This window comes from Frigidibacter sp. ROC022 (assembly GCF_024723735.1).
GTDB lineage: Bacteria > Pseudomonadota > Alphaproteobacteria > Rhodobacterales > Rhodobacteraceae > SLM-1.
Genome location: NZ_JANQDU010000001.1, coordinates 318790 through 339517, shown reverse-complemented (window position 1 = coordinate 339517; position 20728 = coordinate 318790). Strand labels below are relative to the sequence as shown.

Sequence of the window (20728 nt, the reverse complement as noted above, 5' to 3'; positions counted from 1 at the left end):
GCACCGCTGGACGCAAGCCCAAGGACAGGCCATAACCGGCAGCATGAACGCCGCTGACCGCCCCTCAGAGACAAAGCCCGCCGCCAAGCCCGACAGGGTGCCGGCCTCGGGCATGGCCGATTTCCTGCACGCGCCCTATCCCCCCCCGGTCGCGCCCGATTTCGATCTGTCCGCCCCGGCCCGGTTCTTCAATCGCGAGCTCAGCTGGCTGGACTTCAACTGGCGGGTGCTGGAAGAGGCCGAGAACCCGCGCGTGCCGCTGCTGGAGCGGCTGCGCTTCCTGTCGATCTCGGCCACCAACCTGGACGAGTTCTATACCGTCCGCGTCGCCGGGCTGCGCGAACTGGCCCATGCCGGCAACACAACCCCGGCCGCCGACGGGCTGACCCCGGCCGAGCAGCTGGTCCGCATCCACGCCGACGCCCGCAATCTGCTGCACCGGCAACAGAAGGTCTGGAGCACCCTGCGCCGCGCGCTGGAGGGGCAGGGCATCGTCCTGATGACCCGGGCCAAGCTGACCAAATCGGACCGGGCCTATCTGGCCGAGCAGTTCCTGACCCAGGTCTTCCCGGTGCTCTCGCCGCTGGCGATCGACCCGGCGCATCCCTTCCCCTTCATCCCGAATGCCGGCTTTTCTCTGGCACTGCAGCTCGATCGGTCCAAGGACGGCCGGCGACTGCATGCGCTGCTGCCGATCCCGGCACAGATCGACCGTTTCCTGCGCCTGCCGACGCGCGGCACCAAGACCCGGTTTCTGCCGCTCGAGGAACTGCTGCTGCTGCATCTCGACAGCCTGTTTCCGGGCTATCGGGCGACCGGCTCCTGCACCTTCCGGGTGCTGCGCGACAGCGATCTGGAGGTCGAGGAGGAAGCCGAGGATCTGGTCCGCGAATTCGAGACCGCGCTGAAACGGCGGCGGCGCGGCGAGGTGGTGCGGCTGAAGATTTCCAGCGACGCGCCGGAGAAGCTGCGCCGGATGATCATGGAAGAGCTGGATGTCACGCCCGACGAGGTGGTCGATGTCCACGGGCTGATCGGGCTGTCGTCACTGAAGGAACTGGTGCTGGACGAACGTGCCGACCTGCTCTGGCCGCCGTTCAAGCCGCGGGTGCCGGAACGGGTCAGCGATCACGGCGGCGACATGTTCGCGGCGATCAGCCAGAAGGACATGCTGCTGCATCACCCCTACGAGACCTTCGACATGGTGATCCGCTTCCTGAAGCAGGCGGCGGCGGACCCGAACGTGCTGGCGATAAAGCAGACACTCTATCGCACCTCGCGCGACAGCCCGATCGTCGAGGCGCTTTGCGAGGCCGCCGAGGCGGGCAAGTCCGTGACCGCGCTGGTCGAGTTGAAGGCCCGGTTCGACGAGGCCGCCAACATCCGCCAGTCGCGGCGGCTGGAGCGGGCCGGGGCGCATGTCGTCTACGGGTTCATCAACTACAAGACTCACGCCAAGATCAGCACCGTGGTCCGGCGCGAGGGCAAGAAGCTGGTGACCTATACCCATTACGGCACCGGCAACTATCACCCGATCACGGCGCGGATCTATACCGATCTGTCCTTCTTCACCTGCGACCCGGCCCTGGGCCGCGATGCCACCAAGGTGTTCAATTACCTCTCCGGCTATGCCCAGCCCGAGGCGCTGGAAAACCTGGCCATCGCGCCGCTGACCCTGAAGCCGCGGCTGCTGGAGAAGATCGCCGCCGAGGCCGATCACGCCCGCGCCGGACGCCCGGCGGAAATCTGGGCCAAGATGAACAGCCTGGTCGATCCGGAGGTCATCGACGCGCTCTATGCCGCCAGCCAGGCCGGGGTGAAGATCAGCCTGGTGATCCGGGGCATCTGCGGGCTGCGGCCGGGCATCGCCGGGCTCAGCGAGAACATCCGGGTCAAGTCCATCGTCGGCCGGTTCCTGGAACACTCGCGGATCGTCTGTTTCGGCGACGGCCACGGCCTGCCCTCACGCAAGGCCCTGGTCTACATCTCTTCGGCCGACTGGATGGGCCGCAACCTCGACGGCCGGATCGAGACCCTGGTGCAGATCACCAACGCGACCGTCAAGGCGCAGATCGTCAGCCAGATCATGGCCGCCAACATGGCCGACGAGGCGCAGAGCTGGATTCTGGCGCCGGACGGGCGCTATCACCGGCACAAGGCCAAGCCCGGCGAGTTCCAGTTCTCCTGCCACCGGTTCTTCATGGAGAACCCGTCGCTGTCGGGCCGCGGATCGGCCGGCGCCAGCGACGTGCCGGAACTGACCCACGCCAAGGACTGAGCCCGGCCCTCAGCCCGCGTCGATATAGCGCTGAATCCCGGGCCCCAGGGCGGCGACCGCTGTGGCTGGGGCAGTATTTCCCCGGCTTCTGGACCGCGCTCGCCTATTGGGTGATCGGCCCCTTCGCGCTGGCGCGGCTGATCGGCTCCTGGCGCGTAACCATATGGTCCATAGGGATTTTCGCCGCGGCCCTGGTCCCGGCGATCACCCTGGCCATGGTCGGCTAGGCGGGTCGGCGGCAGCACCGCAACTGACGCTCCGGAAGCCGTATCGGGACCGGAGGTCGCATTGACCCCGGGCGCGGCACTTGGCAGGGTGCAGCGGGACCCGGGAGAGTCGCCAATGGACGGACAAAGCGACCAGACAGCCGAAGACTGGGGCCCCTTCGGACGCCCGCTCTTTGCCGATCCGCAGGCCCGGGCGCTGTCCCGGATCGGTGTGGTGGATGTCGGGTCGAACTCGGTCCGGCTGGTGGTCTTCGACGGCGCCGCCCGCTCGCCCGCCTATTTCTACAACGAGAAGATTCTCTGCGGCCTGGGCGCCGGGCTGGCCGAGACCGGGCGGCTCAACCCCGAGGGCAAGGCCCGCACCATAGATGCCCTGCGCCGGTTCCAGATCCTCGCCGAGGGCATGGGCATTGCGCCGCTGACCGCGGTGGCCACCGCCGCAGTGCGCGACGCCGCCGACGGGCCCGAATTCCGCGAGACGGTGCTGCGCGAGACGGGCCTGGCGCTCTATGTCATCGACGGCGAGGAAGAGGCGCGGCTGTCGGCCCAGGGCGTGCTTCTGGGCTGGCCCGAGGCCGACGGGCTGGTCTGCGACATCGGCGGTTCGTCCATGGAACTGGCCGAGGTGCATGACGGCGCGGTCGGGCGTCGGCTGTCCTCGCCCCTGGGGCCGCTGAAACTGCAGGGGTTCAAGGGCTCAAAGAAGGCCCTGCGCGGCTACATCGCCGATGTCATGCAGGATCTTGCCGCCAGGATGGGCCGCGACAACAAGCGGATATTCCTGGTCGGCGGCTCCTGGCGCGCCATTGCCCGGATCGACATGCTGCGCCGGTCCTATCCGCTTACGGTGCTGCATGAATACCGGATGAGCCCGGCAGATGCGAAGGCCACCGTCGCCTATATCGCCAAGGCCGACATGGCCAAGCTGGGCAATGCCACCTCGACCTCGATGGCCCGGCTATCGCTGGTGCCGCTGGCCTCGGAGGTGCTTCTGCAACTGCTCCGCACCTTCAAGCCGCGCGAGATCGCGGTCTCCTCCTACGGGATTCGCGAAGGCATGCTCTACCAGCAGATGCCTGCCCGGCTGCGCCGCCGCGACCCGCTGATCGAGGCCTGCCGATTTGCCGAGGTCAAGGACGCCCGGATGCCGGGCTTCGGCCGGGCGCTCTATGAATTCCTGCTGCCGGTCTTTCCCGGCTTCGACAAGCGACACATCCGGCTGATGAAGGCGGCCTGCCTGCTGCACGACGTCTCGTGGCGGGCGCATCCGGATTTCCGGCACGAGGTCTGTTTCGAGAATGCCACCCGCGCCAACCTCGGCGGCCTGACCCATCAGGAACGGATATTTCTGGGGCTGGCATTGATGCATCGCTACAAGAACTCGCGCGCCGGTTCGCGGCATTCGGCGCTGTTCGGACTGCTCGACGAGGCAGAGATCAAATCGGCCGAGAGACTGGGCAAGGCGATCCGCTTCGGCGCGATGTTCGCCATCGACGACCCGCTGTCGGCCGGCAAGCTCAAGCTGTTTCCGCGCAAGAAGGTTCTGCAACTGGCGCTGAACACCAAGGGGCGCGGCCTGTTCGGTGAAGTCGCCTCGTCGCGGCTGGCGTCGCTGGCCTCGTCGCTGGGCGCGACGGTCAGCGTGGTCGATGTCTGAGCCGGGCGGCTAGAGGTCGATCTCGCCCTCGCCCGGCGGACCCTGCAGCCCCGGCGGCACGCCCGGCGGCTTGCGCCGGATCAGGATATCGCCATTGGGCAGCACCTCGGGCATCTCGTATTGCTCCCAATCGCCCAGAATCCGCGCAAGGCTCTCCATCTGCGAGATTTGCGGCCCCATGTCGCGCATCATGTGCCGGAAGATCATCTTGGCACCTTCCTGCATCAGGTCCAGCCCCTCATCCGCGTCGCCATCGGCATGGGCCACGGGCGCGGCCAGCGCGGCGGCAAGGGCAATCGGCAGTGTCAGGCGGAACGGACTCGACATGGTCCCTGTCTAGCACGATCCGCGTCCCGGCGATAGCTCAGGGCGAAAAATCCAGCGTGACCGGGAAGTGATCCGAGGCGGTCAGCAAGGCGTCGCGCAGCGCCAGGTCGTGATAGCAGTCGGCATCGTCGAACGGGTGCCAAATCCGCCATTTCGGATGGCACTCGCGCAGGGCGGGGGAAATCATGATGTAGTCGAGCAGCGCCGACAGCCAGCGCCGCCCGCTGCCCTCGGGGCCATCCTCGGTCATGCTGTCGCCCAGGCCTTCGGCATCGTCGGGGATCAGGAACCGCGCCGTCGCCGGGATGATCCCCACCTTCTGCGCCAGGGCCAGCCGGGCGTGCGGGTCATAGAGATGCAGCGGCCCCTGCTCGCCCAGGACCACCTCGACCCCGGAGCGACCGAAGAGATGCTCGTATTCGTCCAGCCCCGGACCGTCGTTGAAATCGCCCAGCACGATCACGTCGTCGCCGGCCTTCATGTCCTCGACCACCCGGGCCCGCAGCCAGAGGCATTGCGCCAGCTGCTTCTTGCGGTTCTCGACCGCCATCCGCAGTATCTCGCTCTTGCCGCGGGCGCCGTTCGGGGCCTTCGACTTGATGTGCACGCCGATCATCCGGACCATCCGGGTTCCGCCCCCGTCCGGCCCGCTGCCGCGCAGTTCCAGCGCCAGTTCCAGCGGCGGTTTCGAGAAGCTGACCGGCCGGGCCACCCCGTCGCCGTCCAGATCGATGCGCAGGGTCCGGTCGAACTTCGGCACTTCCCCTTCGCCAAGCACGCCGCTGCCGCCGCCGCGCGGGTCATGCACGGCCGCGATCACCCGAGGGTCGTAGAGCAGTGCCAGTTCCTGCTGGGTGTCGTTCGGAAAGCCGGTGATCGCCTTGCTGGCGCGCAGGCCGAAATGCGCGGCAAAGGCCTCCAGCGCCCGGGTGGTGCTGCGTTTCTGGGTGGTGTCCGGTGCCTCGACGACGAAGACCGCATCGGCATTCAGACTGCCGAAGACCAGCCCCAGGGCGGCAAGCTGATCCTCGCGGCGGATGTCGCGGCGGCCCGACCAGCGCCGGTCCCAGCCCAGCAGATCCTCGTCATCGAAGAGCGCATTGAACCACTCGACATTGTAGGTCGCGATCCGCATTCGCCGTCTATGCCGCCCGCTCGGCCTGGATCTTTTCCCAGGCGTTGTTGACCGCGATCAGACGCTTCTCGGCCAGTTTCAGCGCCTCCTCGGGCACCCCCTGCCCGACCAGCCGATCGGGATGACTGTCGCGCACCTGGCGGCGCCATTCGTCGCGGATGCGGTCCAGACTGGAATCGGGCGTCACCCCCAGCACGTCATAGGGGTCGGCCTCGGCCTCGGGCACGAAACGGGCGCGAATCCGGTGGAAGGGCCGCCCCTGAAGCCCGAAGATCGTCGCCACCCGGGCCAGGAAATCGTCCTCGGCCGGGTGATAATCGCCGTCCGCCACCGCGATGTGAAACAACCCGTCCAGCAATTCGCCCAGCACCCCGGGTTCGGCCCGGAACATCCGCGCGATCCGCCGGGCATAGACCTCGAACCCGGCCGAATCCTGGCGCGCCATGTTGAACACCCGCGCCGCCGCCGCCTCGTCCTCGGGCGGGATCAGGAACACCTCGCGGAAGGCCGTCACCTCGTTCCGGGTCACCGTCCCGTCGGCCTTGGCCATCTTGGCGCCAAGGGCGATCACCGCGATGGTGAAGGCCACCGACCGCTCGGGCGGCGTCCTGAGACGGTCGAAGACCGCCGAGAGCGGTTCTCCCTGTCTGAGCGCCTGCAGCGCCTCGCCTATGCGGGTCCAGATCGACATGGCGCAACCTTAGGCGAGCGGGCCGGCACTGTCAGCACCGCGCGGCACCGGATTTCCGCATTGCGGCATAAGCCGGGCCCGGCGGTTCCGGCCGGGGCGGTCGCCGTGTCAGAGCAGTTTCTGCATCAGCACCAGGTCCAGCCAGCGGCCAAACTTCCGGCCGACCTCGGGCAACCGTCCGACCTCGCGATAGCCGAGCCGGCCGTGAAAGGCGACACCCGCCGCATTCTCGGCCGAGACCCCGGCCATCATCGCATGATGTCCCGCCGCGCGGGCATGGTCCTCGACCGCCGCCACCAGCGCCCGGCCCAGCCCCCGGCCGCGCGCGGCGTCGGCCAGGATCACGGTATGCTCCATCGCATGGGCATAGCCATTGCCGCCGCGAAACTGGTCGTAGGTCGCCAGCCCCTGGGCCACGCCGTCCACCTCGGCCACGAAGAACGCGCGCCCCGCCGCGTGTCGCGCCGCGATCATGGCCGACAGGCTGTCCGCAGTCTTCTCCTCCGAAGAGAACGTCACGATCGTGTCGCGGATCACCGGGTTCCAGAGCGCCAGCAGCGCCGGGACATCCTCGGCCCGGGCCGGGCGGATCATCCCAGCACCCGCAGCCCCGAGGGCGTCCGGATTTCCACCTGCATTGCCGGAGCGCCGGCACCGACCACCAGCCGCGGATCGGCCATCGGCGACAGCATCTCGGCCAGGTCCCCGGCCCGCGGATGCCGCAGGTCGAGCCGTGTCAGCCGGCAGCCGCGATCCTCCAGTGCCGGGGCCGGATGCGGCCCCTTCCAGGAAATCTGCGCCGGCTGGAGCCCGTCAAAGCCCAGCCGCCCGTCCCCGGGCACTGCCATCTGCCAACGATAGGCGCCGCGCTCCATGTCCAACACCTCGCCCGCGCCGGGCAGCGCCTCGGCCACGAGGTCGTCACTGGCGACAATCCAGGCCACCAGACGCGGCGGGCCCGAGAAATCGTCAAGCCCGAACCAACGCGCCCGCCCGGGCGGCGGCGCTTCGGGATCGATCGCGACCACCTCCAGATACTCGTCCGGCCCCAGTGAAAGGAGTCGGTTCCAGGTTCCCATCCTTGCATGCTGCCCACCCGGCCCGACCGGCACACCCAGCACCGATTCCACCCAATCGACCCCTGCCTGAAGCGTTTCGGCCGCCACTGCCACATGATCCAGTTTCATCACAGCCACCTTGTTTTTTCCGTCGCGCCTTGACCTGCGCCGCAGCGAACACATTTGGGTTTGAACCACGCAAGAACCGGGAGTGTCCATGCCATTGCGACTCATCGACAGACTGATCCGCCACGAAGCCGCCGGCGGTGTCCTTCTGATCCTGGCGGCGCTGGCAGCGTTGCTGGTCGCGAACTCCCAGTTCGAGGGTCTCTATGCCACATTCCTGGACTCGGTCCTGGCGATCACCGTCAACGATCACGGGCTTGAAAAACCCCTGATCCTCTGGATCAACGACGGGCTGATGGCGATCTTCTTCTTCCTGATCGGCCTGGAACTGAAACGCGAGATGCTGGAGGGCAAGCTGCGCCGTCCGCGCGACGTGGTGTTGCCGGGTCTCGCAGCGGTGGGCGGCATGGCGCTGCCGGCGCTGGTCTATACGCTGGTGAACTGGGGCAATGCCGAAACCATCGACGGCTGGGCGATCCCCGCCGCCACCGACATCGCCTTTGCCCTGGGCATCCTTGCCCTTGTGGGCAGCCGCGCGCCGGCCTCTCTGAAGGTGTTCCTGCTGACCCTGGCGATCCTCGATGACCTCGGCGCCATCATCATCATCGCGCTGTTCTACACCGCCGACCTCAACACCACCTATCTGATGCTGGCGCTGCTGCCGCTGGCCGTCATGCTGGTGATGAACCTCTACGGCGTTCACCGTGTGGCGCCGCTGCTGCTGCTGGGCACGGTAATGTGGGTTCTGGTCCTCAAGAGCGGTGTCCACGCCACGCTGGCAGGGGTGGCCACCGCCTTCCTAGTGCCGATGACCGACCGTTTCGGAAAATCCCCCGTGCACCGGCTGGAACACGGGCTGACTCCCTATGTCGGCTTCCTGATCGTGCCGCTCTTCGCCTTTGCCAATGCCGGGGTCGTGCTGACCGGGCTGACGCTGGACCAGGTCCTAGCCCCGCTGCCGCTGGGGATCTCGGCCGGCCTGCTGCTGGGCAAGTTCGCCGGGATCATGGGGACGGTCTGGCTGCTGACCCGGCTTGGAATGGCCCAACTGCCGCATGGCGCGACCTGGAGCCACATGGCCGGAGTCGCCTGCCTGGCCGGGATCGGCTTTACCATGTCGCTGTTCATCGGCGGCCTGTCCTTTTCGGACCTGCACCTGATGAACCAGGTGCGGCTCGGGGTTCTGGCCGGATCGGGCATTGCGGCGGTCCTGGGCTTCACCATCCTGATGCTGGCCCCACGGCAGGAGCAGGCCGGAGCCCCCGCCACCGCCTGATCTTCCGCAACCTCCGCCCTGCCCCGCCCGGTCGCCGCGGCAATCGCCGCGCTGCCGCGCCTTGCTGCTGCGAACTGCCGCGTGCTATCGTTTCGGCAACGAGAACAAGAGCAGGGATGGCCGGCCCGGATGACGGCCCTCAAGAAATACCAGCGACTCGAGACATTTGGCATCTGGCATGCCTCGCCCCAGGATCAGCGCCGTGACGTGATCGTGTCGCTGGGCGAGGCGACGCTGACCATTTCCGACAGCAAGATGACAGCGCTCAGCCACTGGTCCCTGCCGGCAATCGAGCGGCTGAACCCGGGCGAGGAGCCAGCCTGTTTCGGCCCCGGGCCGGACATGACCGAGGTGCTGGAACTGGACGACGAGATGATGATCTCGGCGATCGAGAAGGTGCGTACGGCGCTGATCAGGCGCCGGGCCCAACCGCGCCGCCTGCGGCATCTGATCCGCGGGGCCATCGTCCTGGCCCTGCTGGCAGGGGCGGTATTCTGGCTGCCCGGGGCGCTGGTCCGGCAAGCGGTCGCGGTTGTCCCGGCCGCCAAGCGGATCGAACTGGGCAAGGCCCTGCTGACCGATATCCGGCGGATCTCCGGTTCCCCCTGCGAGACCGTGCTGGGGCGCAGGGCGCTGGACCGCCTGCGCACCCGGCTGCTGCCCGACACCTCGGGCCGTCTGGTCGTCCTGCCGGCCGGGGTGGCGCTGTCCGAGCATCTGCCGGGCGGGTTCATCCTGCTCAACCGCGGGCTGGTCGAGGATTACGAGGATGTCTCGGTCGTGGCCGGGCATGTCCTGGTGCAGGATCAGGCCGCCCGCGACGAAGACCCTTTGCGCAGGCTGCTGGAGCAGGCCGGGGTCTTTGCCACACTGCGGCTCCTGGCGACCGGCACGCTGTCCGAGGCAACCCTGGCCGCCCATGCCGAGACATTGGTCAAGAGCGGGCTGGTGCTGCCCCCAACGGCCGAGCTGGTGGCCCGTTTCAAGGCCGCCGGTGTGCCGACGACACCTTTCGCCTATGCGATGGACATCACCGGCGAGACCACGCTGCCGCTGATCGAAGCCGATCCGGTGCCGCCCGGCGAGGGCCGTCCCGTTCTGGCGGATAGCGACTGGGTCAGCCTGCAGGGAATTTGCGGCGAATAGCCGGCGGGCACCCGCAACCGGATGGAGGAAAGGCCCGGACGGATCGCGTCCGGGCCTTTCCAGAATCCCGCCCGGTTTGGAAACGGTGGCGGGGAAAACGTGTGTGCCAGCCGTTTACTTGCGCGCGAAGGCGTCCCGGAAACCGGCGCGGCGGGCGATGGTCAGCCCGGACTGCAATTGCGCGTTCGAGGTGAAGGGCCCGGCCAGAACCACCTGAAGCGTCTTGCCACCCCTCGTGAGCTTGCCCATCGCCACCGGAAGCCCTGCCGCCTTCAGCCGTGCCGCCGTGGCCCTGGCATTGGCCGGCTTGCCGAAGGTGCCGACCTGCACATAGGCCTTGTCCCTGCCCGCCGGGGCGTTCTTGGTCGCCACGACATAGGCCCCGCTGCCGGACATCTTCGGGGCCGCCGCCATGCGCGTGGTCTTCCGAGAGACCATCGGCACCTTGTCGGTCTCGAAGACCTGCGCCATCTGGGCGTCACCCGCCGCGGTTCTCGGCCCGCGCTGCGTGTTCAGACGCCCGTCGGCCCAGGCCGCCTTGTAGCCCTCGGGAAGCTCGGGCGCCGGTGCCGCGACCGGGGCCGGTGCGCCCGCGCTGCCCGAACCGGTTGAGCCGGTTGAGCCGGTCGAGCCGCCTGCCGCCAGCGCATAGGGACGTCCGCCGGGGATTTCCTTCTGCGGGCCGCAGCGCACCGGATAGCCGTTGACCAGCAGCATGTGGTCCTGCGCCACCTTATCGAACTTCGGGCAGGCAGTGCGCTTTGCGTATTCGATCTGCGAGGCCGTCGGCGGGGGCAGCTTCGGTGTCGGCGCTGCCGCGACGACCGGGGCCGGCGCGGGTTTGACCGCAACGGTCTTCTTCGGAGCGGCGGCCGGCTTGGCCACCGGTTTCGGCTTGGGCGCCGGCGCCGCGACGACGATTTCCGGGGCCGGTTTCGCGGCGGGCTTCGGTTCCGGCGCGGCCGCCTTGGCGAAGGTCGGCTTGTAGCCGCAGATCACCTTCTTGTCCCGCGTGACCCGCGGGACCCAGGTGACCTTGCCGTTGTAGCCGGCACGGACGAAGATGCAGCCTTCGCTGTCGACAAACTGCTTGCCCGTGAACGACGCCGGTGGTTGCTCGGCCGGGCCGTCGGTATTCGCGATCGTCTTGCCCCAGGCCTGGCCTGAAGCGAGCAGTGCGACAATGGCAGTTGCCGCGAGCGTCTTCCCAAACAGCATCTTGTGCCCCCACACAATATATTGTGGAAGCATGCCGGAATTAGCCCGTCGAGTAAAGCAGATTGGGGCTTATTTGGTGCCGAACATGCGGTCGCCCGCATCCCCTAGTCCCGGCACGATATATCCGTGATCGTTCAGCCTCTCGTCCACGGCCGCTGTCACGATCGGCACATCGGGATGCGCCTCCTTCATCCGAGCGATGCCCTCGGGAGCGGCCAGAAGGCACATGAAGCGGATGTTGGTCGCGCCGCTGGCCTTCAGCATCTCGATCGCCGCCGCCGAGGAATTGCCGGTCGCCAACATCGGGTCCAGCGCGATCACCAGGCGGTTCCCGAGGTCGGAGGGCACCTTGTAGTAGTATTTCACCGGCTGCAGGGTCTTCTCGTCCCGGTAGAGACCGACAAAGCCGACCCGCGCCGCCGGGATCAGTTCCAGCACCCCGTCCAGCAAACCGTTGCCGGCCCGCAGGATCGAGATCAGCGCCAGCTTCTTGCCATCGATCACTGGCGAGTCCATCGCCTGGATCGGGGTCTCGATCCGGCGCGTGGTCATCTCCATGTTCCGGGTGATCTCGTAGGCCAGCAACTGGCTGATCTCGCGCAGGAGCCGCCGGAACGAGTTCGTCGAAGTCTCCTTGTCGCGCATCAGCGTCAGCTTGTGCTGCACCAGCGGGTGATCGACGACTGTGAGATGTGAGGGTTCGGTCATGGGGCGACTCCGGGCCAAGGCTCTGCCCGTTCATCGCAACTTGCGCGCCGGACGGCAACCACCCTGACCGCGAAGCATCCCCACCGAGGCCGGGCAGCGCCGGCGCTCGAAGCTGCGCCGGCGCCGGAATGGGCCTAATCCTTGAAACTGTAGACCGTCTCGATGCCGATATTTCCGAACCCGTTGAACCGGGTCACGGTGGCGGTGGAATAGGCCCCCATGCCGTGAAACAGCATGTAATCGCCTTCCGCCATGTCGCCCGGCAGGGCAATCTCGCCCGGCAGCCGGTCAACGGAATCGCAGGTCGGCCCAAAGCAGATCCGCGGCCGGACCGCGCCCTGGCGCGGGTTCAGATCGGGCGACAGAACCTCGATCCGGTCGATCACCCCGATCAGCGGCAACTCGGCCAGCCCGCCATAGATGCCGTCGTTCATGAAGACGTGATCGTCATCGCGCAGTGCCTTGATCCGCACCGCAAGCGTGTAGCTTTCGGCCACCATGGCGCGGCCCGGCTCGCAGACCAGCACCGGACGGTCGGCGCCGAACGCCTCGTCCGTCACCCGGTCGATCAGAGCGAAGATCTCGTCGAGTTGCGGCGCCAGTTCCGCCAGCCGATGCGACGGAAAGCCACCGCCGACATTCAGACGGGCGATCGGGACGCCGGCCTCGGCGGCGATCCAGGCGGCCTTGCGGATATAGGCATCCCAGGCCATCGGGTCGGTGCATTGGGTGCCCGGATGGAAGGTGATCGAAGGGATGAACCCGGCCCCGGCGACCCGCTTGAGCAGAACCGCGGCCTTCTCGGCATCGGCCCCGAACTTGGCGCCGAAATTGTAGGCGGCGCCCGAGACCGGCAGCTTGAAGCGCACGGTGATCTCGGTGCCTGCCGCGGGGACCATCTCGATCAGCTTGTCGAGTTCGGAATGCGAGTCGACCGAATAGCTGGCACAGCCCAGGCGAACGGCGGTGGCGATCTCGGACCGCGAGCGCACCGGGTTGTTGTAATGCATCGCGGCACCGGGCGCGACGCGGCTGACCAGCTCCATCTCGAAGGGCGAGGCGACGTCAAAGCCGTTGACCCCGGCGGCGACCAGGTTCGACAGCACCACCTCATCCGGGTTCGACTTCACCGCATAGGTGACAAGGCCCGGAAATCCTTCAAGAAACTTGCGTGCCGTGGCTTGCAGGACGGCGGGGGCGAAATACAGCACCGGCTCGTCGGGATGATAGGCCAGCAGATGCTCGGCCGGTTTCGTCCAGATCGTTTTCGACAGTCCCATCGGCGGTTCCTTCCCTCGGCCAACTGGACGCAGCTATCCTCTCCTGAAAACCAGGTTCGGAGATTGCTCGCGCATTCTTCCAACCCAGGCCAGGTGCGTATGAGCCGCCCTTTTCCTGTAAACGATGATCCCCATATGAGGCACCATTCTACCGATGAAAAGGGTTGAATTGTGCGGCGATATGGTCAGAATGACGAAATTGCCGGTCAAATCAACAGGCGCGACATGGACGACCTCGATCAGAAGCTTCTTGCGGCCCTGGCGGCCGACAGTTCGACCTCGACCTCGCGTCTGGCGCGGCGCTTCAAGGTGGCCCGCTCGACCGTGCAGGCGCGGATCGAGCGGATGGAGAGCAACGGCACCATCGCCGGCTATACGATCAAGCTGGGCAATGTTGCGCTGGCCCGGCGGATCAAGGCGACGGTACTGCTGGACATCGAAGCGCGGGAATCGGCAGGCGTGATCCAGAAGCTGCGCGCCATCCCCGAGGTCGAACTGGTCCACACCACCACCGGCCGCTACGACCTGATCCTTCAGGTCGCCTCGGATACGACGATGGGGCTGGACGAGGTGCTGGACAAGATCGGAATGATCGCCGGGGTCAAGACCACCGAGAGCCTGATCCATATGACCACCAAGTTCGACCGCGCGGTCTGACCGTCAGGCGATGATCCGTTCGGGCTCCCAGCGGCCTGCCGGGTCGATCAGAATCTTGACCTGTATGCCGACCGCCGGGATCAACCCTTCAGAACCCGGCGCCAGCCTGCCTTCCCGCCCGAAATCATCGCGCCAGACCGGAGCGAAGATCGGCTTGCCCGCCTTGGTTTCACCTGCCGGCGCATGTTCGACAATCTTGGCCAGAACCAGAGTGCCGTCGTTGTAACGCATCAGGCTGACCCGGGCCTTGCGATAAGCCATCGCGGCAAGCACCAGCGCCACCAGGCCCGCACCAATGCCGTACATCAGGTTGGTCTGGCCGTTCACCACCGTGACGCCCGGGTCGATCTCGTTCACCTCGGGATCGTCGGGCAGGTAATAGACCCGCCGCGCCTGACCTTCCCGCGCCTGAATATACATCTGGCGCCCGACCCTCTGCCGGCCCTCGATCTCGGTCCCGCTGCCCTCGGGGGTGAACCGGTAATAGACCATCCGCCGCATGCTGCCCGAACTGGTGGAACTGTAATGGCTCTTTCCCGTCACCTCTCCGACGGCATAGATGCCCTCGGAGATCAGGCGCTGTCCGCGCACGATCTCGGCCTGCCCGGCCCAGGCCAGCCAGGCTGCAAAAGCCAGCAACAGAACCGCTCCGACGCCTTCCTTGCCGAAGAAATGGTGCGAAAACGAGGTGTTCAATCCATTCATGGCGAAGGCCCGATGCGATGGCTGCAGAAATTATGAGAAAATATAGTCACGAACATCCGGGTCCGTAAAACAAATTCGTGACGGAGCCTCGCGATCCTGCGACAACGCTGCGCCGACTATCCGCTTCCCCTCGCCGCCGTCACGGGCTAATTCACGGCCCCAACGCACCCTGCACCGAAACGACCAACGGGACTGCCACCATGCCGATGGAAAAGACCTTCGACGCCACCGAGGCCGAGGCCCGCATCGCCGCCATGTGGGAGGCCTCGGGCGCCTTCCGGGCCGGGGCCAATGCCTCGCGCAAGGAAACCTTCTGCATCATGATCCCGCCGCCGAATGTCACCGGGGCGCTGCATGTGGGCCATGCCTTCAACAACACGCTTCAGGACATCCTGACCCGCTGGCACCGGATGCGGGGCTTCGACACGCTGTGGCAGCCGGGGACCGACCACGCCGGGATCGCCACCCAGCTGCAGGTCGAGAAGCGCCTGATGGCCGAATCCGACCAGCGCCGCACCGACCTGAGCCGCGAGGAGTTCATCGCCAAGGTCTGGGAGTACAAGCAGGAATTCGGTTCGACCATCATCAACCAGCTTAAGCGGCTGGGCGCCTCCTGCGACTGGGACCGCATCGCCTTCACCATGTCGGGCGCTCCCGGCGCCCCCGAGGGGGAAGAGGGGAATTTCCACGACGCGGTGCTGAAGGTCTTTGTCGATCTCTACCAGAAGGGGCTGATCACCCGCGGCAAGCGGCTGGTCAACTGGGACCCGCATTTCGAGACCGCGATCTCGGACCTGGAAGTCGAGAACATCGAGATCGACGGCCACATGTGGCACTTCAAGTATCCGCTGCAAGGCGGGGAAACCTATGAATACATCGAGAAGGACGAAGACGGGAACGTCATCCTGCGCGAGACCCGCGACTACATCTCGATTGCCACCACCCGGCCCGAGACCATGCTGGGCGACGGCGCGGTGGCGGTGCATCCTTCCGATGAACGCTACGCGCCGATCGTCGGGAAACTGTGCGAAATCCCGGTCGGGCCCAAGGAGCACCGGCGGCTGATCCCGATCATCACCGATACCTATCCCGACAAGGATTTCGGGTCCGGTGCGGTCAAGATCACCGGCGCGCATGATTTCAACGACTACGCCGTCGCCACCCGCAACGGCATCCCGCTGTATCGGCTCATGGATACCAAGGGCGCGATGCGCGACGACGGCGACGATTACGCCACCGTCGCGGCCCGGGCGCAGGAGATTGCCGAGGGCGCCAGTTTCGACGCCGCCGAGATCGATACGCTGAACCTCGTGCCCGAGGCCTATCGCGGGCTGGACCGGTTCGAAGCCCGCAAGCGCGTCATCGCCGACATCGACGCCGAGGGGCTGATGCTCAAGGTCGAGTCGAAGAAGATCATGCAGCCCTTCGGCGACCGGTCGAAAGTCGTCATCGAGCCGATGCTGACCGATCAGTGGTTCGTCGATGCCAAGACCCTGGCCGGCCCGGCGCTGGAAGCGGTGAACGACGGTCGCATCCAGATCCTGCCCGAGCGCGACAAGAAGGTCTACGATCACTGGCTGGAAAATATCGAACCCTGGTGCATCTCGCGCCAACTCTGGTGGGGGCACCGGGTGCCGGTCTGGTACGGGCTCGACCTCGGGGTCGATACCGGCGACCTGAACGCCTCGGGCGATCTAGATGACGTGCAGGTTCTGGGTCTGCTGGTCCGCGACGGCATGTTGCAGGGTGGCGACGTGATGCATTGCGCCACCGATTTCGAGAGCGTCAAGGATGCCTTCCGGGCCGAGATCATCGACGTCCCGAACCCGTTGTCGAATGCCGCCATCGTCGAGGTCGCCGACAAGCAGGAAGCGATGGACCTGCTGGCCGAACGGCTGGCCGAATACGCGATCAATCAGGACCCGACCCATCTGGTCTATCCGGTCTGGCGTGACCCCGACGTTCTCGACACCTGGTTCTCTTCGGGTCTGTGGCCGATCGGCACTCTCGGCTGGCCCGAGGACACCCCGGAGTTTCGCAAGTATTTCCCGACCAGCGTGCTCGTCACCGGCTTCGACATCCTGTTCTTCTGGGTTGCCCGGATGATCATGATGCAGATGGAAGTGGTGAAGGAGGTGCCGTTCCACACCGTCTACCTGCACGCTCTTGTCCGCGACGAGAAGGGCGTGAAGATGTCCAAGACGCTGGGCAATGTCATCGACCCGCTGGAACTGATCGACGAGGTCGGCGCCGATGCGGTGCGCTTCACCATGGCCTCGATGGCGGCCCTCGGCGGCACGCTGAAACTCTCGAAAGAGCGCGTGACCGGCTACCGGAACTTCACGACAAAGCTCTGGAACGCGGCCCGGTTTGCCGAGATGAACGGCGTCTTCCAGGCACCCCGCAACGGCATCCCTTCCCCGAAGGAAACGCTGAACAAGTGGATCATCGGCGAGACGGCGCGAATCCGCGAGACCGTCGATCAGGCGCTGGAAGGCTACCGGTTCAACGAGGCGGCCCTTGGGCTCTACGCCTTTGTCTGGGGCAAGGTCTGCGACTGGTATGTCGAATTCTCCAAGCCGCTGCTGCTGGACGGCACCGAGGCGCAAAAGGCCGAGACCCAGGAGACGATGGCCTGGGTGCTCGACCAATGCGCGATCCTGCTGCACCCGTTCATGCCCTTCATCACCGAGGAACTCTGGGGCCTGATGGCGCCGAGCCGCGCAAAACCCTGCGTACATGCCGACTGGCCGGAATACGGCGCCGAGCTGATTGACGCCGAGGCCGACCGGGAAATGAACTGGGTGATCTCGCTGATCGAGAACATCCGTTCGGCCAGGGCCGAGATGCATGTCCCTGCCGGGCTGCACCTGGCGATGCTGAAACTGTCGCTGGATGCGGCGGGCGAGGCCGCATGGGCGCGCAACGAGGTGCTGATCAAGCGGCTGGCGCGGATCGACTCGCTGGAGGCCGCCGAAGCCGCGCCCAAGGGCTCGATCACCGTGGCGGTGGACGGCGGCACCTTCGCGCTTCCGCTGGCCGGCATCATCGACGTGGCGGCCGAGAACGACCGGCTGTCGAAGGCGCTGGCGAAGCTGGAAAAGGACCTCGCCGGGCTGAACGGCCGGCTGAAGAACCCCAAGTTCGTCGAGAGCGCCCCGGAAGATGTGGTCGAAGAGACCCGCGAATTGCAGACCCAGAAGTCCGAGGAGGCCGGCCGGCTGAAAGCGGCCCTGGCGCGGCTGGCCGAACTGGGTTGAGCCGGGGCCGGAAGGCCCCCGCCGGGATCAGTAGCGCGCCAGTTCCGCCAGCCGGTCGCGATAGGCTGCCTGCAGGCAGGTCACGTCGGCGCCACACGCGTTGCGCCGTTTCAGCCAGTTCCGCTGATCGGATTTCAGCCTGCTGCCGGCGTCCTGGGCAAGACTCTTCAGCAGTGTCGCGTATTGCCGGGCCATCCGGATGTCCTGTCCGGCCAGCGACGCATCTGCGCAGATCGCCAGCTCGGTCGGAGTGGCGGCGGCGCGGCACCAGTCCGGGCGGTCGCCTTCGGTCACCTCCCGGGCACCGGGTGTCGGCGTGGCGGCCACCTCCGGCGGTTCGGGCTGCGGCGCCGCGTCGGGCACGTCCTCGGGGTCGGGCGCGGCCGCGGCCCTCAGTTCCGCAATCCGCCCGCGGGCCAGTTCGGCATAGGGCGTTCCGGCATGACGCTCGGCAAAGGCAATCAGCGCCGGGATCGAGGTCGTGCTCTTGAAGTCCTGCCACTCGCGTGCCGCGATGGCCACCGGGTCCGTCACGGGCGTCGCTGCGGGGGGCGCATCCTCCGTAGCCGCTTCGCGGGGCGGGGCGCCGCAGACGCCGGACAGGCAGGCGGCGCCGATCACCTCGTCGTAATAGGCCGGGCGTTGTTGGTGACCGATCGCGGCGGCCAGTTCGCTGACCCGCGCCTGCGTGGTCTTGAACGCGCTCTGCAGGTCCTGGCCCTTGGCCAGCTCGTCGAGGAACACCCGGGTGAACACCGAATAGCGGGCCGGGTCCTCGTCGGAAAGCCGATCCAGGGCCGTCTGCCCTGCGCCCGCCGAAAATGCGATGAAGGTGCCCGAGGGCGCCTGCACCGGCACCAGCCCCCGCGTCAGCCCGACCGAGCGGGTGCCCGAATCATCGGTGAAGGGGTTGTTGCGGCAGGCGTCGAGGATCGCCACCAGAAGCCCCGGCGCGCGCCGGTTGATCTGATCGACGATCCCGTTGACTCCATTGCGGACCGGAAAGCTCTCGACCGAGAGCAGCGTCGCAGAGCCGCTGGCCTGGATATCGACCGGCACCAGATAGTTCTGCTGTCCGTCGCTCCAGCCATGGCCCGAATAGACGAAGACCACCGTGTCGCCGGGGGCGATGGAATCGTAGAACCGGGCCAGGGTCACCCGCATCGCGCTGCCGGTCAGGTCATGCGCCTCGGTCACCGCGAAACCCATGCTCTGGAACAGCTGCGCATAGCCGCCGGCGTCGGCACGGGCGGTGCGCAGCGGCGCGATCTCGGTATAGGCATCATTGCCGATCAGCAGCGCCAGCGACTTCGCCGCCGCCGTCTGGGCGGGGAGCGACAGGGCAAGGCCAAGCACGAGGCGCGCCAGGCTCCGGGCGAGGGTTTGAACGAACATCGGACCTCCGTCTGGTCGGTCCGAAAGCCTAACACGCATCGCGCAGTCGCGGCTACCGGATCAGCTCGGCGATCCGCTTGTCATAGGCGGAAGCGATGCAGACCGGATCGGCACCGCAGCGGTTGCGCCGGGCCAGCCAGGCCTCCTGCTCGGACTTCAGCGCCACGCGGCCCGACTTGCCCCGCGCCTCGAAGACCTTGTTGTAGAAATTGACCAGGGCGATGTCTCGCCAGGACAGGCCGGCATCGGCGCAGATGGCGATCTCGGTCGGCGTGGCTGCATAGGGGCACCACTCGGGCTGTTCATAGCCGACGGCGGGCGCCGGGGCCGGCTCGGGCTCGGGTGCGGGTTCCGGCACCACCACGGGTTCGGGCGCAATGGCGATCGGCGGCACCACGACCACCGGCTCGGCCCCGGGATCGACCTTCGGCAGCGCCGGACGCAGCGGGTTGTCCGACCGCGGCGCCGGGGCGTCGGGCGTCTCGGCCTGCGCCTCCAGCATCGCGATCCGCTCCCGCGCCAGGTCGGCGTAGGGCGTGCCCTTGTGCCGCTCGGCAAAGCTCTTCAACGCCGCGATCGAGGTCGAATTGCGAAAATCCTTCCACTCTTCCGCGGCCCGGGCCACCGGGTCGGCGGGGCCGGGCAGGTAGGTCGGCGGCGCGGGATTGTCGGTCGCGCAATGGCCCGAGAGACAGGCCGAGCCGATCACCTCGTCGTAATAGGCCGGGCGCTGCGGATGGCCGACCGACTTGGCGGTCTCGTTGACCCTTGCCTGTGTCGCCTTGAAGGCGGTCTGCAGGTCCTGCGGCTTGGCCAGCTCGTCCAGGAAAAAGCGGGTGAAGACCGAATAGGGCACCGGATCGTTGTCGGACAACCGATCCAGCGCCGTCTGCCCCTCACCCGCCGAGAAGGCGATGAAGGTCCCGGTCGGCGCCTGCACCGGAACCAGGCCGCGGCTCAGCCCGAAGCTGCGGGTGCCCTGCGGATTGGTGAACGGGTTGTTGCGGCAGGCGTCGATGATCGCCACGGTCAGCTGCGGCCCGCGCCGGGCAATCTCGTCGACGATGCCGTTGACCCCGTTGCGCACCGGGAAACTCTCACCGGCCAGCAGGGTTTCCGAACCCTGGGCGCGGATGTCCACCGGCACCAGATAGTTCTGCTGCCCGTCGCTCCAGCCATGGCCGGAATAGACGAAGATGACGATATCGCCGGGCGTGATGGAATCGTAGAAGCCGGCCAGTGTCTCGACCATCTGCCGGGCGGTCAGGTCCTGCACCCGGGTGACCTCGAAGCCCATTCCGGCAAACAGGTCGGCATAGCCGCCCGAATCCGCCACCGCCTTCTGCAGGGGCTCGATCTCGGTATAGGCATCATTGCCGATAACCAACGCCAGCGACTTGGCCCGCGCCGCGCCGGACAGCGCCGCTACGGCGGAGAATACCACCAGAATCAGGGTCAGAAATCGTGCCAACATGTCTCGGCCATCAAATATCGTGCCCAAGCTACCCCCGCCCCCCTTCTGCGGCAAGGTAGGGAAAGCCCCTTGCCCGTCCGCCCGCTTCGCCGCAACTGTTGCACATCTGT

The 20728-nt window shown here is 66.9% G+C and carries 17 protein-coding genes; 6 read left to right on the top strand and 11 right to left on the bottom strand.

Annotation, left to right across the window (positions count from 1 at the left end):
• Nucleotides 1-112: 112 nt before the first annotated feature.
• Both NUW50_RS01565 and NUW50_RS01560 read left to right on the top strand, forming a co-directional pair.
• Entirely contained in the window at nucleotides 113-2278 is a 2166-nt protein-coding gene (locus NUW50_RS01565) for an RNA degradosome polyphosphate kinase (RefSeq protein ID WP_258288281.1), read from the top strand.
• A 342-nt stretch (nucleotides 2279-2620) separates the two neighbouring features.
• Complete coding sequence (locus tag NUW50_RS01560; protein ID WP_258287300.1) at nucleotides 2621-4162, top strand: Ppx/GppA family phosphatase; 1542 nt, start codon at nucleotides 2621-2623, stop codon at nucleotides 4160-4162.
• Nucleotides 4163-4171: 9 nt separating this feature from the next.
• On the opposite strand, the gene NUW50_RS01555 is transcribed toward NUW50_RS01560, so the two are convergent.
• From NUW50_RS01555 to NUW50_RS01535, 5 genes are all read right to left on the bottom strand, one after another.
• Nucleotides 4172-4489 (bottom strand): AAA+ family ATPase, encoded by a 318-nt coding sequence (locus tag NUW50_RS01555; protein WP_258287299.1) that lies wholly within the window; start codon nucleotides 4487-4489, stop codon nucleotides 4172-4174.
• A 37-nt stretch (nucleotides 4490-4526) separates the two neighbouring features.
• Nucleotides 4527-5624: an endonuclease/exonuclease/phosphatase family protein gene (locus NUW50_RS01550; protein WP_258287298.1), complete on the bottom strand. Its 1098-nt coding sequence runs from the start codon at nucleotides 5622-5624 to the stop codon at nucleotides 4527-4529.
• A gap of 7 nt (nucleotides 5625-5631) precedes the next feature.
• Nucleotides 5632-6315, bottom strand: a complete 684-nt coding sequence (locus NUW50_RS01545; protein WP_258287297.1) for a molecular chaperone DjiA — start codon at nucleotides 6313-6315, stop codon at nucleotides 5632-5634.
• A gap of 108 nt (nucleotides 6316-6423) precedes the next feature.
• On the bottom strand, nucleotides 6424-6909 hold the full coding sequence (locus tag NUW50_RS01540; protein WP_258287296.1) for a GNAT family N-acetyltransferase: 486 nt from the start codon (nucleotides 6907-6909) through the stop codon (nucleotides 6424-6426).
• Nucleotides 6906-7502, bottom strand: a complete 597-nt coding sequence (locus tag NUW50_RS01535) for a VOC family protein (protein WP_258287295.1) — start codon at nucleotides 7500-7502, stop codon at nucleotides 6906-6908. The genes NUW50_RS01540 and NUW50_RS01535 overlap by 4 nt, the downstream gene beginning before the upstream one ends.
• A gap of 88 nt (nucleotides 7503-7590) precedes the next feature.
• Here NUW50_RS01535 and nhaA point away from each other — a divergent pair, with 88 nt between their 5' ends.
• Complete coding sequence (gene nhaA, locus NUW50_RS01530) at nucleotides 7591-8775, top strand: Na+/H+ antiporter NhaA (protein WP_258287294.1); 1185 nt, start codon at nucleotides 7591-7593, stop codon at nucleotides 8773-8775.
• 129 nt (nucleotides 8776-8904) lie between these two features.
• A complete protein-coding gene (locus NUW50_RS01525; protein ID WP_258287293.1) occupies nucleotides 8905-9921 on the top strand; it encodes a hypothetical protein in 1017 nt (338 codons plus the stop codon).
• Nucleotides 9922-10035: 114 nt separating this feature from the next.
• On the opposite strand, the gene NUW50_RS01520 is transcribed toward NUW50_RS01525, so the two are convergent.
• From NUW50_RS01520 to NUW50_RS01510, 3 genes are all read right to left on the bottom strand, one after another.
• Nucleotides 10036-11139, bottom strand: a complete 1104-nt coding sequence (locus NUW50_RS01520; RefSeq protein ID WP_258287292.1) for an SPOR domain-containing protein — start codon at nucleotides 11137-11139, stop codon at nucleotides 10036-10038.
• 69 nt (nucleotides 11140-11208) lie between these two features.
• Nucleotides 11209-11847: a uracil phosphoribosyltransferase gene (upp, locus tag NUW50_RS01515; protein ID WP_258287291.1), complete on the bottom strand. Its 639-nt coding sequence runs from the start codon at nucleotides 11845-11847 to the stop codon at nucleotides 11209-11211.
• Between the two features lie 134 nt (nucleotides 11848-11981).
• The gene (locus NUW50_RS01510; protein ID WP_258287290.1) at nucleotides 11982-13127 is read right to left on the bottom strand and encodes a type III PLP-dependent enzyme; all 1146 of its coding nucleotides are present in this window, start codon (nucleotides 13125-13127) and stop codon (nucleotides 11982-11984) included.
• A gap of 225 nt (nucleotides 13128-13352) precedes the next feature.
• Here NUW50_RS01510 and NUW50_RS01505 point away from each other — a divergent pair, with 225 nt between their 5' ends.
• On the top strand, nucleotides 13353-13784 hold the full coding sequence (locus NUW50_RS01505) for an Lrp/AsnC family transcriptional regulator (RefSeq protein WP_258287289.1): 432 nt from the start codon (nucleotides 13353-13355) through the stop codon (nucleotides 13782-13784).
• Between the two features lie 3 nt (nucleotides 13785-13787).
• Here NUW50_RS01505 and NUW50_RS01500 read toward each other — a convergent pair whose 3' ends face one another.
• Complete coding sequence (locus tag NUW50_RS01500; protein ID WP_258287288.1) at nucleotides 13788-14489, bottom strand: DUF3592 domain-containing protein; 702 nt, start codon at nucleotides 14487-14489, stop codon at nucleotides 13788-13790.
• 200 nt (nucleotides 14490-14689) lie between these two features.
• Between NUW50_RS01500 and NUW50_RS01495 the strand changes: the two genes are divergently transcribed.
• Nucleotides 14690-17749, top strand: coding sequence for a valine--tRNA ligase (locus NUW50_RS01495; RefSeq protein ID WP_258287287.1), 3060 nt, complete (start codon nucleotides 14690-14692; stop codon nucleotides 17747-17749).
• Between the two features lie 27 nt (nucleotides 17750-17776).
• Here NUW50_RS01495 and NUW50_RS01490 read toward each other — a convergent pair whose 3' ends face one another.
• Together NUW50_RS01490 and NUW50_RS01485 are read right to left on the bottom strand one after the other, a co-directional pair.
• Nucleotides 17777-19144, bottom strand: coding sequence for a caspase family protein (locus NUW50_RS01490; RefSeq protein WP_258287286.1), 1368 nt, complete (start codon nucleotides 19142-19144; stop codon nucleotides 17777-17779).
• A gap of 52 nt (nucleotides 19145-19196) precedes the next feature.
• Nucleotides 19197-20618 (bottom strand): caspase family protein, encoded by a 1422-nt coding sequence (locus tag NUW50_RS01485; RefSeq protein WP_258287285.1) that lies wholly within the window; start codon nucleotides 20616-20618, stop codon nucleotides 19197-19199.
• Between the last annotated feature and the right edge of the window lie 110 nt (nucleotides 20619-20728).

Coding starts and splice junctions, on each gene's coding strand:
- upp (WP_258287291.1), bottom strand. CDS start 11,847: ATGACCGAACCCTCACATCTCACAGTCGTCGATCACCCGCTGGTGCAG.
- NUW50_RS01490 (WP_258287286.1), bottom strand. CDS start 19,144: ATGTTCGTTCAAACCCTCGCCCGGAGCCTGGCGCGCCTCGTGCTTGGC.
- nhaA (WP_258287294.1), top strand. CDS start 7,591: ATGCCATTGCGACTCATCGACAGACTGATCCGCCACGAAGCCGCCGGC.
- NUW50_RS01545 (WP_258287297.1), bottom strand. CDS start 6,315: ATGTCGATCTGGACCCGCATAGGCGAGGCGCTGCAGGCGCTCAGACAG.
- NUW50_RS01520 (WP_258287292.1), bottom strand. CDS start 11,139: ATGCTGTTTGGGAAGACGCTCGCGGCAACTGCCATTGTCGCACTGCTC.
- NUW50_RS01525 (WP_258287293.1), top strand. CDS start 8,905: ATGACGGCCCTCAAGAAATACCAGCGACTCGAGACATTTGGCATCTGG.
- NUW50_RS01540 (WP_258287296.1), bottom strand. CDS start 6,909: ATGATCCGCCCGGCCCGGGCCGAGGATGTCCCGGCGCTGCTGGCGCTC.
- NUW50_RS01565 (WP_258288281.1), top strand. CDS start 113: ATGGCCGATTTCCTGCACGCGCCCTATCCCCCCCCGGTCGCGCCCGAT.
- NUW50_RS01485 (WP_258287285.1), bottom strand. CDS start 20,618: ATGTTGGCACGATTTCTGACCCTGATTCTGGTGGTATTCTCCGCCGTA.
- NUW50_RS01500 (WP_258287288.1), bottom strand. CDS start 14,489: ATGAATGGATTGAACACCTCGTTTTCGCACCATTTCTTCGGCAAGGAA.
- NUW50_RS01550 (WP_258287298.1), bottom strand. CDS start 5,624: ATGCGGATCGCGACCTACAATGTCGAGTGGTTCAATGCGCTCTTCGAT.
- NUW50_RS01560 (WP_258287300.1), top strand. CDS start 2,621: ATGGACGGACAAAGCGACCAGACAGCCGAAGACTGGGGCCCCTTCGGA.
- NUW50_RS01505 (WP_258287289.1), top strand. CDS start 13,353: ATGGACGACCTCGATCAGAAGCTTCTTGCGGCCCTGGCGGCCGACAGT.
- NUW50_RS01495 (WP_258287287.1), top strand. CDS start 14,690: ATGCCGATGGAAAAGACCTTCGACGCCACCGAGGCCGAGGCCCGCATC.
- NUW50_RS01510 (WP_258287290.1), bottom strand. CDS start 13,127: ATGGGACTGTCGAAAACGATCTGGACGAAACCGGCCGAGCATCTGCTG.
- NUW50_RS01555 (WP_258287299.1), bottom strand. CDS start 4,489: ATGTCGAGTCCGTTCCGCCTGACACTGCCGATTGCCCTTGCCGCCGCG.
- NUW50_RS01535 (WP_258287295.1), bottom strand. CDS start 7,502: ATGAAACTGGATCATGTGGCAGTGGCGGCCGAAACGCTTCAGGCAGGG.